At 61.2% G+C, this 12,049-nt stretch carries 14 protein-coding genes and 1 riboswitch; of the genes, 7 read left to right on the forward strand and 7 right to left on the reverse strand.

From position 1 onward, the window contains the following. Positions 1–542: 542 nt before the first annotated feature. Complete coding sequence (locus AAGQ88_RS03715) at positions 543–776, reverse strand: hypothetical protein (protein ID WP_285425595.1); 234 nt, start codon at positions 774–776, stop codon at positions 543–545. Between the two features lie 205 nt (positions 777–981). On the opposite strand from AAGQ88_RS03715, the gene AAGQ88_RS03720 reads away from it, so the two are divergent. Then, the gene (locus AAGQ88_RS03720; protein WP_093462331.1) at positions 982–1,563 is read left to right on the forward strand and encodes a YajG family lipoprotein; all 582 of its coding nucleotides are present in this window, start codon (positions 982–984) and stop codon (positions 1,561–1,563) included. A gap of 87 nt (positions 1,564–1,650) precedes the next feature. Here AAGQ88_RS03720 and AAGQ88_RS03725 read toward each other — a convergent pair whose 3' ends face one another. Then, a complete protein-coding gene (locus AAGQ88_RS03725; RefSeq protein WP_093462328.1) occupies positions 1,651–1,854 on the reverse strand; it encodes a hypothetical protein in 204 nt (67 codons plus the stop codon). 265 nt (positions 1,855–2,119) lie between these two features. Here AAGQ88_RS03725 and AAGQ88_RS03730 point away from each other — a divergent pair, with 265 nt between their 5' ends. After that, complete coding sequence (locus AAGQ88_RS03730) at positions 2,120–2,389, forward strand: hypothetical protein (protein WP_285425596.1); 270 nt, start codon at positions 2,120–2,122, stop codon at positions 2,387–2,389. 108 nt (positions 2,390–2,497) lie between these two features. Here the strand turns inward: AAGQ88_RS03730 and AAGQ88_RS03735 are convergent, their stop codons facing one another. After that, the gene (locus AAGQ88_RS03735; RefSeq protein WP_342655732.1) at positions 2,498–3,661 is read right to left on the reverse strand and encodes a 1-acyl-sn-glycerol-3-phosphate acyltransferase; all 1,164 of its coding nucleotides are present in this window, start codon (positions 3,659–3,661) and stop codon (positions 2,498–2,500) included. A 130-nt stretch (positions 3,662–3,791) separates the two neighbouring features. On the opposite strand from AAGQ88_RS03735, the gene AAGQ88_RS03740 reads away from it, so the two are divergent. Genes AAGQ88_RS03740 through AAGQ88_RS03750 form a run of 3 tightly spaced genes read left to right on the forward strand, consistent with a single transcriptional unit; the run spans position 3,792 to position 4,924 of the window. Then, positions 3,792–3,983 (forward strand): CPXCG motif-containing cysteine-rich protein, encoded by a 192-nt coding sequence (locus AAGQ88_RS03740; RefSeq protein WP_093462322.1) that lies wholly within the window; start codon positions 3,792–3,794, stop codon positions 3,981–3,983. Next, on the forward strand, positions 3,983–4,243 hold the full coding sequence (locus tag AAGQ88_RS03745) for a DUF2007 domain-containing protein (protein ID WP_342654475.1): 261 nt from the start codon (positions 3,983–3,985) through the stop codon (positions 4,241–4,243). The genes AAGQ88_RS03740 and AAGQ88_RS03745 overlap by 1 nt, the downstream gene beginning before the upstream one ends. A gap of 51 nt (positions 4,244–4,294) precedes the next feature. Continuing rightward, positions 4,295–4,924, forward strand: coding sequence for an SOS response-associated peptidase (locus AAGQ88_RS03750; RefSeq protein WP_342654476.1), 630 nt, complete (start codon positions 4,295–4,297; stop codon positions 4,922–4,924). 67 nt (positions 4,925–4,991) lie between these two features. On the opposite strand, the gene AAGQ88_RS03755 is transcribed toward AAGQ88_RS03750, so the two are convergent. After that, positions 4,992–7,133: a methyl-accepting chemotaxis protein gene (locus AAGQ88_RS03755; protein WP_342654477.1), complete on the reverse strand. Its 2,142-nt coding sequence runs from the start codon at positions 7,131–7,133 to the stop codon at positions 4,992–4,994. 295 nt (positions 7,134–7,428) lie between these two features. Here AAGQ88_RS03755 and AAGQ88_RS03760 point away from each other — a divergent pair, with 295 nt between their 5' ends. Further along, a complete protein-coding gene (locus tag AAGQ88_RS03760) occupies positions 7,429–8,247 on the forward strand; it encodes a M48 family metallopeptidase (RefSeq protein ID WP_285425601.1) in 819 nt (272 codons plus the stop codon). Between the two features lie 45 nt (positions 8,248–8,292). Here AAGQ88_RS03760 and AAGQ88_RS03765 read toward each other — a convergent pair whose 3' ends face one another. The 3 genes from AAGQ88_RS03765 to AAGQ88_RS03775 all read right to left on the reverse strand — a co-directional run bounded on the left by AAGQ88_RS03765 (position 8,293) and on the right by AAGQ88_RS03775 (position 11,272). Next, the gene (locus tag AAGQ88_RS03765; RefSeq protein WP_285425603.1) at positions 8,293–8,877 is read right to left on the reverse strand and encodes a TMEM165/GDT1 family protein; all 585 of its coding nucleotides are present in this window, start codon (positions 8,875–8,877) and stop codon (positions 8,293–8,295) included. A gap of 90 nt (positions 8,878–8,967) precedes the next feature. Then, a riboswitch (yybP-ykoY riboswitch) is annotated at positions 8,968–9,088 on the reverse strand. A gap of 40 nt (positions 9,089–9,128) precedes the next feature. After that, entirely contained in the window at positions 9,129–10,127 is a 999-nt protein-coding gene (locus AAGQ88_RS03770; protein WP_342654478.1) for a class I SAM-dependent methyltransferase, read from the reverse strand. Between the two features lie 179 nt (positions 10,128–10,306). Continuing rightward, positions 10,307–11,272, reverse strand: coding sequence for a 2-hydroxyacid dehydrogenase (locus AAGQ88_RS03775; RefSeq protein WP_342654479.1), 966 nt, complete (start codon positions 11,270–11,272; stop codon positions 10,307–10,309). Positions 11,273–11,359: 87 nt separating this feature from the next. On the opposite strand from AAGQ88_RS03775, the gene AAGQ88_RS03780 reads away from it, so the two are divergent. Continuing rightward, the gene (locus AAGQ88_RS03780) at positions 11,360–11,989 is read left to right on the forward strand and encodes a LysE family transporter (RefSeq protein ID WP_342654480.1); all 630 of its coding nucleotides are present in this window, start codon (positions 11,360–11,362) and stop codon (positions 11,987–11,989) included. Positions 11,990–12,049 lie beyond the last annotated feature (60 nt).

The following is a 12,049-nucleotide window of genomic DNA, read 5'->3' on the forward strand; positions in this document are numbered from 1 at the left end:
GCAAGCATGAACGCATTTTCTGGCCCGGAGAGCCATTCGACTATCGTCAAGGCATCCGGTCGTGCGGCCAAATCCGTCGTGGACAGGCATCAGACTCCGGTCAGGGAGACTGCGCTGCAATGGGTCCTTTGCAAGGGGGCTGGGTCAGACGCTAACGGTGCATGTACAAACGCGTAACTATTCATTTGCTCGCCACACTCTTGTGAAGTTGTGAAAACCCGTTTTTTTCACGCTCTTTTGGAGACGCGAACCTCAAAAAGGGCTGCGCGATGGCAGCTCTGCAGATCAGGTTCAATCACGATGTGGGGCAAGGGCATGCGCAAAAGGTTCGAAACAATCAATCGATCTGCGCCTGCACAGCGATCACATCGCGCTGCACATGTCTGTGTGGAAGGCTCTCTGTGGGCGATACGGAGGAGTCGGCAATGCTGTCGACGATGCTGCGAGGCCCGATCAGGAGACGTCCTTATAATCGGGGGGAGATTATAGCGATGAAACGCGCAGAATTGATCCAGAAAAAATGACTTTTATTCGCCGTTCGGTCAGATGCTGAGCAATTGTCGGGCGGTAATCGCACGTTCACGTGACGCAACCCGGGCGCTGGCGGGCAGGGGCTGATGCAGCCAGCAGAGTTTGGGTTCGTGAACCTGGACCCAGTCCTGGCCCTGAGGCGGCGTGGCGCAGTGTCTGAAGGCCAGGCAAACGCCGGATTGATCGACTCGAGCGTAATGGCGGTACCGGCGGCGCAGGGCGAACAACGACCAAAGAAAATCCATGACAGGACTCCTGGCTGGGAAGTTGTGAAAAGTATGTCGAGGGGCGATGACAGTGCAGTGACGCTGACGTTGCGCAATTGTGTTCGGGAGGGCGAGCGGCGGAACCGGGGCAATGGCACTTTGTCGTATCTTTACGCTAGTGAGCGACCTCGCGAGGTCGTTATACTGCCGCACAATTTGTGCCTTGGCCCATGGAGAGATGAGCATGTTGCGTCGCGTTTTGTTCGGTTTGCTTGCTGTAGGCAGTCTGACGCTGGTGGGCTGTGCTCACAGTCCGCAATCCCTTAACCCGCAACCGAAGTTGAACAGCCAGCTGGCGCCGGTCGGGCATGGTCAGCAAGTGGTTGTCCGGGTCGTCGACGGACGTCCTTCGCAGACGCTCGGCACGCGGGGTGGTCTGTACCCTGAAACCAGTTCGATTTCCGTCAATGGCCAGCAACTGGTGCCGCAATTGCAGGCACAGGCTGAAGCAGCCGTGCGTTTGATGGGTTTCACGCCTGTGCAGGGCGGCAACGGCCCGCAACTGACCGTCACGCTGGCGGACCTCAAATACCAGTCGCCCAAAGAAGGGCTGTATGTGACCGAAGCCAACATCAGCTCCACGTTCCGCGCTGACGTGCAGAACAACGGTCGCAGCTACAGCGGTCGTTATGCAGCCTCCCTGGACCAGCGTTTCGGCATGGCGCCGAACGAGGAAACCAACACCAAACTGATCAGCGACGTACTCAGCGATGCGCTGACCCGCCTGTTCCAGGATCAGACAATCGGTCGTCTGCTCGGCCAATAATCCTGGCGGCATGACGAAAAGCCCCCGGTTTCGCGAGAAACCGGGGGCTTTTGTTTTTCAGGTCGATTTCGGTTGCGGGGTGCTGGTTCAAGCCGCCTGATAGAAATCCAGAAAACTGTACCCCGTCACCAGATCCACTTCCGGCAGGTCGTTGTGGGCATGCCCGCCCAACGCGCAGTACACCAGCCAGTGCCGGTCTTGAACATTGAACGCCAAGGCATCGATCAACGCTTCCTGCTCGTCGCTCGGCGCGATCAGGTAAAGGCGATCCTGGTTGTGGGCATGCAGCATGACGGGCTCTCTTTTCCGGGTGGTCAATTGAAGGGTGCTACACAGTGACCGGTTCAGGTGACGTTAAGGTGACACTCGTTACCTTTGCATCACCGCATTGCTCAGGTACACCGTGTTTAAACGGTAGGACCGGCTTTAACCGGGAAGGCGCAAGACTCACGCCGCGAGATTGGAGGCCGTTCGTTCAGGCCTCTTCCCGGCTGAAGCCGGTCCTACACCGGATTTTCCCGTGCGGCGCCGTCCGACCAGGCGCCATCGAGGCCTCATGTCGCTTATCCAGCATTCCCCTGGCGTGGTCATCAACCTGTTTGCACTGCTGGCGGCGAGTCCCGGCATCTGGTTGCTGCACACCACGCGCAGTCGCGAGCAGCGAGTGAACGCCCGTCTGCACAACCTTGCCGAAAACGCCCCGATTGACGAACCCATGCACTTGATGGATGGGCCAACCGTGCGCATGATCCGGCTGAGCTACCGCATCGGGGCGGCGTGTCTGGTGTTTGCGCTGTTGCTGTCGTGGGTGAGCACGAAACTCTGACCGGCCGCGCACCTTCGGGCCATGCACGCCCATCGGGTGGTGTTTCTGGGGCTGTAAGCGTCATGCAAAAAAAACGGCGCCTTGTGAGCGCCGTTTTTGCTGAGTGCCTTAAAGCGGCAACCCGGCCTTGACCCGGTACTGGTTGCGCACCGGCGTGGCGTATTGCAGAACCAGATAAGGACGATGTTCTTCAGGGCAACCGTCGAGGCGGCGCTGCCATTCTTCCTGCGCACGCTCCAGTTCGTCAGCCGCGAACACCTCCGCGGCAGTGGGCACATTCAGGCTCGGGTCGGCATCGGCCCACTGTGCGTACGCCAGGTAATGCACGGGGAACAGGCGATAGCCACCCAGAATCTGCTTGTCCATCTCGATCGCCAGCTGCTTGGTGTCCTCGAACAGCCCGGTGACCGGTGGCGCGAAGTTGACGTGCACACGCCCTTTGTAGCCGGTGATGCCCAGCGCAATGCTGACATCGTCCTCACCCGGCGCCTTGGTGTAGCTGCCGGTCGTGGCGCGAATGTACAGCTCTCGCGCCTTGGCGTGGTCGCACGGATCGTATTCATAGCTGATCGACACGGGCGTCAGGTTCAGCGACTGAATGACCTCGCCGAATGGCTCGTCCTTGCGGCTCATGTGAAACATCTTGAGGATGGCCGACTCGGTGCGATCGTCGCCGTCTTTGGCGCGGCCTTCGGCCTGGGCGATCCAGATTGAGGCGCAGTCATTGCGGATCGAGTGATTGATGTACGCCGACAGCAGCTGATACGCCGCCATTTTCTCCCGACGCCCGGTGATCGAGCGGTGGACGATGAAGCTCTTGTTCAGGCGCATCAGGTCGCTGACGAAGGGCTTTTGCAGCAGGTTGTCGCCGATGGCGATACGTGGCGTCGGCAACCCGGCGTGATAGACCGCGTAGTTGACGAACGCCGGGTCCATGACGATATCGCGGTGATTGGCCAGAAACAGATAGGCCACCCCGGACTTGAACTGCTCGACGCCGGTATAGGTCACACCATCGGTGGCACGCTCGATCGTATGATCGACGTAATGCTCGACTTTGTCCTGCAGGGCCGCGACCGAATCGATACCGGCGAACTGACGGCGCAGCTTGCGCGCGATGGCAGGCTGAAGGATCCAGCCCAACGAGCCGGCCAGACGTGGAAAACGGAAATGCGTGAGGATCGCGAGGAACGCCTTGTCACCGAGCAGCCGGTTGAGTACGGCTTTTACTTCGGAGTCGTTGTAAGGTCGGATGGCATCGAATTCGCCCATCATGCTCTCTTGTTGGAAACGGCTAGGGTAAAGGTAGGTCGAGTCCGGCGTGGCGCCCGGATGTCGAGAAATAAAGCTCGACCCGCAAACAAGTCGGCGATTATACGCAAAACTGCTCTCGGAGACTGTGATGCACGAAATACAACCTGCAGCCCCTTATGAGTGCCCTTATTGCGGCGAACCGGGAGAAACCGTCCTGGACCTGTCTGAAGGCGATCACAACTTCATCGAGGATTGCCACGTCTGCTGTCGGCCCATCGAGTTTCATCTCGAAACCGACGGCGAGCAATGGGACCTCGAGGTCCGTGCCGAGAACGATTGATGCGCAAAATCTATGAGCCGGAAAACATGATGGAAGGCGAGTTGTTGCAGTCCATGCTCGCCAGTGAGGGCATCGAGGCGCATATCACCGGGCGCCATCTGCTCGGCGGCATCGGTGAGCTGCCGGTCTCCGGCCTGCTAGGGCTTGCGGTCGAGGACCATCAGGCGGAGCGGGCGCGGCAGCTGATCACTGAGTACAATGGTGCCTTTCCGTTGTCGGGCGATGAGCCTGACAGTTACCCCGACGTGTTGTTGTGCTGAACGCCGTTCAGCCCCGCCTCATCCGCTTTCCAGAAGAGTTGCCCCAAGCCCATGTGTGGACGTTATGCGCTGTTTCGTTGGACGCCCGCCTTCGCGGCCCTGCCCGGATTCCCGACCGATCAGCAAGCGCAATGGAACATCTCCCCGGCCGATGCAGTGCTGATGCTGAGGGCGGGGCAGGGCGCGGACGGCGGACGAGAAGTGGCCAGAGCCCGCTGGGGCCTGACGCCGCCCTGGCTGACCGATATGTCACGCACGCCAGCCCATGCACGGGCCGAGACCCTGGCCGAGCAACCGATGTTTCGTCAGGCGTTTCGGGAACGGCGGTGCCTGCTGCCGGCGAACGGGTTTTACGAATGGCGCGGTTCGGTGCGCAAGCGGCCTTTCTGGCTCACGCCCGCTGAAGGGTCGACCCTGTTTTTCGCAGCCATCTGGGAAGCCTATCCCGTAGAAGGCCACACCTACCTCAGCGTGGCGGTGGTCACGCAGGCGGCGATGGGGCAGCGCCGGCCACTGATTCTCGATGAGCAAGGTCAGGCGCAGTGGCTCGACCCGGAAAGCTCGCCGGTCACGCTGCAATCATTGCTGGCCGCACCGCAGATGCAATTGCGCGAGCGTCCTCTGGCCAATCTGGTCAACGACCCGAAACTCAACGCGCCGGAATGCCTGACGCCGCTCTGATGCTCCGCCTGCGCGCCTATAGGCCAGCATTGAGCGCGTGGCGTGTCAGGCACATGCGCTCGCCTCTTCAAACCCTGAACTGATTGATCAAGCGGCGCTGTTGTTCCGCCAGCTTGGTCAGTTCGGCACTGGCCTGGCTCGACTCGTCGGCGCCACCAGCCACCTCGTTGGCGACCTGACCGATGTTGATCACGTTGCGGTTGATGTCGTCGGCGACCGCGCTTTGCTCCTCGGCAGCGCTGGCGATCTGGTTGTTCATGTCGTTGATCACCGACACCGCTTTGGTGATGCTTTCCAGTGCCTGCGCTGCCTCGGCGGCATGGCCCACGCTCTCGTCGGTCTTGCTCTGGCTGTCTTCCATCACTTTGACCACCTGACGCGTGCCGTTCTGCAGCTGCTGAATCATGTTCTGAATTTCTTCGGTGGCCTGTTGGGTCTTCTGCGCCAGGTTGCGCACCTCGTCGGCCACCACGGCGAAGCCGCGGCCCTGTTCACCGGCACGCGCCGCTTCGATGGCAGCGTTAAGGGCCAGAAGGTTGGTCTGCTCGGCGATGCCACGAATGGCAGTCAGGATGGCGTTGATGTTTTCGCTGTCCTTGGCCAGGGCTTGCACCACGCCGACGGCGCGGCCGATTTCCACCGCCAGTTCGCTGATCGAATTGGACGTGTTGTGGACGATGCGCATGCCTTGGCTGGCCGCGTCGTCTGCATGGTTCGCCGCTTGCGCGGCCTGCGTCGCGTTGCGGGCGACGTCCTGCGCGGTCGCGGTCATTTCGTGCACGGCGGTGGCGACCAGATCGATTTCGGCCATCTGCTTGTGCACGCCTTTGTTGGTGCGAATGGCAATGTCTGCGGTGTGTTCGGACGAGTCGCTGACCTTCTGCACTGAGGTCACCACTTGGCTGATCATCACCTGCAGCTTGCTCAGGAACGTGTTGAAACCGCTGGCGATCGAGCCCAGTTCGTCAGCGCGATCGCTGGTGAGGCGGCGCGTGAGATCGCCTTCACCCTTGGCGATGTCGTCGAGCATGGCGACCATTTGCTTGAGCGGGCGGGCGATGCCTCGGCCGACGAACCAGACGATCAACAGCCCCAGCGCGGCGATCAGCAGACCGACCACCATCATGCCGAAGATATCGGCCTCGCGTTGATGCTTGAGGTCTTTCTGCAACTGCTGAAGGTCGGCCATGACCGCGTCGACAGGCATGCGCATCATCAGGGTCCAGCGTGCGTCGGTGTTGCCGATGCCGAAAGGCAGGTACAGCTCGATGTGGCCGTGAGCCTTGTCGATGTCGTAACGCACTTCGCCTTTGGTGATCGTGCTCAGGTTGGCGACTTCGTTGGCATCGAGGATGTCGCTGGCCTTTTCGCCGAGCTTGCTCGTGTCCTTGGTGTAGGCGACCAGGCGGCCGTTGGTGGCGATCAGGGCCATATCGCCAGCGCCGTCGTACAGCTTTTTGTCAGCGTTCTCGAGCATGTCCTGAATGAAGTTCACCGACAGGTCGGCGCCGACGATCCCCTGGAACTGGCCGTTGAGCATGATGGGTTCGATGAACGAAGACAGCATGACCATCTTGTCGCCGACCTTGTAGGGCGCCGGGTCGATCACACAAGCCTTGCGCGTCTCCCGCGAGCACAAGTAGTACTCGCTGGAGCGGATGCCGGTCGACAGGATTTTCTGATCCTCAAGGCTGGCCAGCTTTTCCAGATTGAACGTGCCGTCCGGCTTGCGATACCACCAGGCCATCATGCGGCCATCTTTTGGATCGACGCCGATCATCGACGAGCCGACGTAGGCCGCGTCGTTACGGTCCAGCGCGTCGTGTTCCCAGCCGATGTAGGAGCCGAGGATCTTCGGGTTACGGACGACGGTTTCGTGCAGCACATTGAGCAGTTGCTCACGGCTGAGGGTCAGCGACGGCTCACCTTTGGCGTCCTTCATGCCCAGCAAGGCGTTGGTCGTGGCCAGCGCGGCGGCGGTCTGCAGCGGCGCTTCGAGTTCGCGCTGGATTTCACTGGCCTGCGTGCGCGCAATGGCGCTCAGGCGCTGCTCGACCGCTTGCTCGAACTGCGACGTCGTGCGCTGCTCAACCATGTCCTGAGTGCGCGCGCCTGAAAACAGGGCAAACAGTACCAGAGCAACCACGACGCTGAGGACGATGGCGCCCGCCAGAGCGGCAACGGAAAACTGGATCGACTTGAACTTCATAGGAACTCCGGACGTGGAATTACGCCTGAAGTGGATATCGCCTTGGGGCCGCGAAGCATGAGATGGATCCGACGAAATGGGCGTTTTTGAACGGGTTTCGTCGTTGCTGGATAAGTCGAGCGCGCGCCCCGGATATAAAGGGCTGCAGCGGTCCTGCGAGGGATCGGAGTTGTGTTTCGAATCTGTTACGAATGTGTGTTTATTTAGTGTTGCGGCACATGGCAAACGGCTGGCATCTGGTGCTCCGGCCGCGCAGCCCCTAGGATGAGCGCCATTGTTTCAATGGAGATACGTGATGCGTAGGACTTTTGCCCTTTGTGCCGTCGCAGCAGCCCTGCTGGTTGCAGGATGTCAGGCGGTCAACACCACCAGCGGCGACTCGGTCGGTGTCGAGCGCAAGCAATACATGTTCAGCATGCTGTCGACCGATGAGGTCAACCAGATGTATGCCCAGTCTTACCAACAGACGGTCAGCGAGGCGTCGTCCAAAGGTGTGCTGGATAACAGCAGCGCAGAGGCCAAGCGTGTTCAGGCCGTGGCGAAGCGGTTGATCGCTCAAGCCCCGAAACTGCGACCTGATGCAGCGCAGTGGCAATGGGACGTGAACCTGATCAAGAGCGATGAGCTCAACGCCAACTGTGGTCCGGGTGGCAAGATCATCGTCTACAGCGGACTGATCGATACGCTCAAGCTGAGCGACGACGAGCTGGCGGCGGTCATGGGGCATGAAATTGCTCACGCTCTGCGCGAGCACGGACGTGAAGCCATGTCCAAGGCGTACGGCATTCAAATGGCCAAACAGGGCGCCGGTACGCTGCTGGGATTGGGCCAGGACAGCCTGGCGCTGGCCGACACGGTCGTCAATTACAGCCTGACCCTGCCGAACAGCCGCGCCAACGAAAACGAAGCCGACCTGCTGGGGCTGGAGCTTTCAGCCCGTGCCGGTTACAACCCCAACGCCGCGATCACCTTGTGGCAGAAGATGCAGTCCCAGGCCGGGGCTTCCCAGCCTGAGTTCATGAGCACGCACCCGGCATCGACCAACCGGATCGCGTCGCTGCAAGCGGCGATCCCCAAGGTCATGCCGCTGTATCAGCAGGCGCCGAAGTCTTGATTCAGCGCTGATCGGGCACACTCTCGCAGGGATGCGGCGTTCGGGTTACACCCAGCCGCTGACCTGCATCGCTTTGTACACCGCCACGATGGCCAGAATGAAGAACGCGCCCGCCGCCAGGCGACGGATCAGGGTCAGCGGCAACTTCTCTGCGGCGAAGTTACCGGCCAGCACCACCGGCACGTTGGCCAGCAGCATGCCCAGCGTGGTGCCCAGAATCACCAGCCACAGATAAGAATATTGCGCCGCCAGCATCACCGTGGCGATCTGCGTCTTATCACCGATCTCAGCCAGGAAGAACGCGATCAGGGTGGTCATGAACGGGCCGAACTTGCGTGCGGTGTTCGCTTCGTCGTCGTCCATCTTGTCCGGCACCAGCGTCCACAGCGCGGTGGCGGTGAAGCTTGCAGCCAGCACCCAGTGCAGCATCGCGTCCGAAAAGAAGCTGCTGAACCAGGCGCCGACGGCACCTGCGGCAGCATGGTTTGCCAGCGTGGCCGCGACGATACCGCCGATGATGGGCCAGGGCTTGCGAAAGCGTGCAGCGAGAATGAGCGCGAGGAGTTGGGTCTTGTCACCGATTTCGGCCAATGCGACGACGGCGGTGGGGACCAACAGGGATTCCAGCATCAGGGGTTTCCTAAGGGGCGGGTCGACACGGCTATGACACGTACAGCCTCCCCGCCCCGGGTCAGGATGTTCGTGTCATAGGTCTTGTCAAACCACCGATCCGTCTGGGGCGGATCTGGGGTCGCACGCACCATGGTCTGTGGACCAAGTATGTTGATGCGCGCCGGACGAGCATGGCGCTCGCGGGAGACTACTCCCCTAGGACGGTGCGGATTCTGCCTACACGCCTTGCGTTCGGCAAGCGGTAATTTTCACGCACGTTTGGCGCGGTAAATCCGGAAACCCTGACCCTCCGACATGATTGCACACGGTCCGAGATGGGCTTCGATAATCGGCTGATAGCGCAGGAAACTGTTGGCTACCAGACGCAGTTCGCCCCCTTTTTTCAGATGTTCGCGCGCTTTTCGCAACAGGTTTTCGGTTGCCGCGTAGTCGGTGTGAACCCCGGTGTGGAAGGGTGGGTTGGTCAGAATTGCATCAAGATGTGCAGGCGCTGCATCAATGCCATCGCCGGTCAGCACCTCAGCTTCAAGGCCATTGGCGGCGAGCGTCAGGCGGCTGCTGGCGGTGGCGAACGCGTCGACGTCGAGCATCGTGACGGTCATGTCCGGATTGCGACGTTTCACCGCAGCCCCCAGTACGCCGGCGCCGCAGCCGAAATCGAGCAAGTGGCCGCTCGGCAGACGGTCGATGTTTTCCAGCAACAGCGCAGAGCCACGGTCCAGTCGCCCATGGCTGAACACGCCGGGCAGGCTGACGACTTTCAGGGGGCCGCCGTCCAGGTCGATGTCGAAGTGCTTCGCCAGGCTGTCGAGCGCAACAGCCTGCGGCGCGTTTTCCACGGTGACCTGCCACAGTTGGCAATGACGAGCGCTGTCGAGCTTGCGCGCCCGCCCGTACGGACTCAATTGCCGGGCTGCCGCTTCGATGCCCGCGCGCTTTTCGCCAACCAGAAACAGCTCGCGACCTTGCAATCTGGACGCCAGTGCGTTGAGTAGATAGTCAGTCAGGTCCTTGGCTTTGGGCAGAAACAGCACAGCGGCTTCGAAAGGTTCGACGGGTGCCTCGGTGCCGAAGTGCGTGCGCCCGGGGAATCGGGTATCCAGCGCCGCAAAATCTCCGGCATGCCAGCTCCAGCCCCGAGCGTTGGGGAGCCTGCCCGGCAGATCATCGGCGGGCAAGCCGGTCAGCAACAAGGAGCCCTGAAACAAATCGGCCTGACGGAGTAACACTTCACTGCGCGGATCCATCTTCGGCTCCTCGAAAAAAGGGCGAAGTTTATCAGGAGAACGCAGCGAAGACAGTGAGCGCCCAGTGAACGGGCAAGTGCGCGCTGCGCGAGGCTGCACGCTCGCGAAGGTGACGTGCCACGTTCAAACCATCAGCCTCGTCGCGATGAAGCTCGCTGCGCCCTGAACGGTGGTGGTCCTCAGCTGACCACACGCAGGGGCTGTCCGGCATAGAACGCCTGAGCGTTTTCATTCACTTGCCCGACGATTCGCTGCCGCGCTTCCTGGCTGCCCCAGGCGCTGTGCGGCGTGATGATCAGCCGTGGAATATCGCCGGACAACAGCGGATTACCATTGACCGGAGGCTCGACGGTCAGCACGTCGGTGGCTGCGCCGCCCAGATGACCGTTGCGCAGGGCGTCGGCCAGCGCCTGCTCGTTGATCAGGCCGCCGCGCGCGGTATTGACGATGAACGCCTTCGGTTTCAGCAGGCTGAGTTCATGGGCGCCAATCATGTCGCGGGTGTGTTCGTTGAGCGGGCAGTGCAGCGTCAGCGCATCCACCTGCGGCAGCAACTCATGCAGCGGCACGCGATCCGGCCGGGCAGGGCGGCCGGGAATCTGTCCCAGGACGACGCGCATCCCGAAGGCTTCCGCCAGTTTCGCCACCGCCCCGCCGAGCTCGCCGTGCCCCAGCAGGCCCAGGGTTTTGCCCTCCAGTTCGACGATCGGGAAATCCAGCAGGCAGAACTGTTTCGATTTCTGCCACTGCCCCTGATGAATCGCTTGTTGGTAATCCGGCAGACGCGTCGCCAGCGCCAGCAGCAACATCAACGTGTGCTGTGCCACCGACGGCGTGCCGTAACCCTGACAATTGCTCACCACGACGCCATGTTCGCGCGCGGCCTGCAGGTCGACATTGTTCACGCCCGTCGCGGTCACCAGCACCAGTTTCAGATCCGGGCACGCGGCAAAGGTCGCGGCGTCGATCATGATCTTGTTGGAAATCGCGACCTGCGCGCCCTGTAACCGCTCGATGACCTGCTCGGGTGTCGTGCTGGCATGCAGTACCAGTTCGCCAAAGGTCTCACGCCAGGGAGTAAGGTCCAGATCGCCCAGATCCAGAGAGGTATGGTCCAGGAAAACTGCTCTACGTTGACTCGACATCAGCTGTACCTTTTTCTGGGTTGACAGGAGGCGTAAGGTAGCGAGCCTACCAGAGCCTGCCGCTCACCAAAACGCCTGGAGCCCTTCATGTACTGGACGGAATTTCTCACCGTTGCGCTGATTCACCTGCTCGCTGTCGCCAGTCCCGGCCCGGATTTCGCCGTGGTGGTGCGCGAAAGCGTGACCCACGGGCGCAAAGCCGGCACCTACACAGCCATGGGCGTGGGCACCGCGATTTTCCTGCACGTGGGGTATTCGTTGCTGGGGATCGGCCTGATCGTTTCGCAGTCCATCGTGCTGTTCAATGCGCTGAAATGGGCAGCTGCGGCATACCTGCTGTATATCGGCTTCAAGGCCCTGCGCGCCAGACCTGCCGGCTCCTCCGACGCGCCTGTCGATATCGCCAAGGGCGAGCGGACGGCGCGCGGAGCCTACACGGCAGGGTTCGTGACCAATGGCCTGAACCCGAAAGCCACGCTGTTTTTCCTGTCTTTGTTCACTGTGGTGATCAATCCGCATACGCCGATGCCGGTTCAGGCCGGGTACGGTGTGTATCTGGCGTTCGCTACAGGCGTCTGGTTCTGTCTGGTGGCGCGTCTGTTCAGCCAACCTCGCGTGCGCGCCGGGTTTGCCCGTATGGGGCACTGGTTCGACCGCGCCATGGGCGGGGTGCTGGTGGCGCTGGGTGTAAAACTGGCGCTGACCGAGATGCACTGATCGTGCAGCGGGAGTGAGTGCGCTCACTCCCGCTGTGCCATATGCACCATTTGCAATCAC

The organism is Pseudomonas sp. F3-2 (assembly GCF_038804275.1).
Taxonomy (GTDB): Bacteria; Pseudomonadota; Gammaproteobacteria; order Pseudomonadales; family Pseudomonadaceae; genus Aquipseudomonas.

Excerpts from the sequence above, each read along its gene's own strand:
- AAGQ88_RS03780 (WP_342654480.1), top strand. The coding sequence starts at position 11,360 with ATGTACTGGACGGAATTTCTCACCGTTGCGCTGATTCACCTGCTCGCT.
- AAGQ88_RS03725 (WP_093462328.1), bottom strand. The coding sequence starts at position 1,854 with ATGCTGCATGCCCACAACCAGGATCGCCTTTACCTGATCGCGCCGAGC.
- AAGQ88_RS03740 (WP_093462322.1), top strand. The coding sequence starts at position 3,792 with ATGCACGAAATACAACCTGCAGCCCCTTATGAGTGCCCTTATTGCGGC.
- AAGQ88_RS03720 (WP_093462331.1), top strand. The coding sequence starts at position 982 with ATGTTGCGTCGCGTTTTGTTCGGTTTGCTTGCTGTAGGCAGTCTGACG.
- AAGQ88_RS03760 (WP_285425601.1), top strand. The coding sequence starts at position 7,429 with ATGCGTAGGACTTTTGCCCTTTGTGCCGTCGCAGCAGCCCTGCTGGTT.
- AAGQ88_RS03745 (WP_342654475.1), top strand. The coding sequence starts at position 3,983 with ATGCGCAAAATCTATGAGCCGGAAAACATGATGGAAGGCGAGTTGTTG.
- AAGQ88_RS03735 (WP_342655732.1), bottom strand. The coding sequence starts at position 3,661 with ATGGGCGAATTCGATGCCATCCGACCTTACAACGACTCCGAAGTAAAA.
- AAGQ88_RS03755 (WP_342654477.1), bottom strand. The coding sequence starts at position 7,133 with ATGAAGTTCAAGTCGATCCAGTTTTCCGTTGCCGCTCTGGCGGGCGCC.
- AAGQ88_RS03775 (WP_342654479.1), bottom strand. The coding sequence starts at position 11,272 with ATGTCGAGTCAACGTAGAGCAGTTTTCCTGGACCATACCTCTCTGGAT.
- AAGQ88_RS03765 (WP_285425603.1), bottom strand. The coding sequence starts at position 8,877 with ATGCTGGAATCCCTGTTGGTCCCCACCGCCGTCGTCGCATTGGCCGAA.
- AAGQ88_RS03730 (WP_285425596.1), top strand. The coding sequence starts at position 2,120 with ATGTCGCTTATCCAGCATTCCCCTGGCGTGGTCATCAACCTGTTTGCA.
- AAGQ88_RS03770 (WP_342654478.1), bottom strand. The coding sequence starts at position 10,127 with ATGGATCCGCGCAGTGAAGTGTTACTCCGTCAGGCCGATTTGTTTCAG.
- AAGQ88_RS03750 (WP_342654476.1), top strand. The coding sequence starts at position 4,295 with ATGTGTGGACGTTATGCGCTGTTTCGTTGGACGCCCGCCTTCGCGGCC.
- AAGQ88_RS03715 (WP_285425595.1), bottom strand. The coding sequence starts at position 776 with ATGGATTTTCTTTGGTCGTTGTTCGCCCTGCGCCGCCGGTACCGCCAT.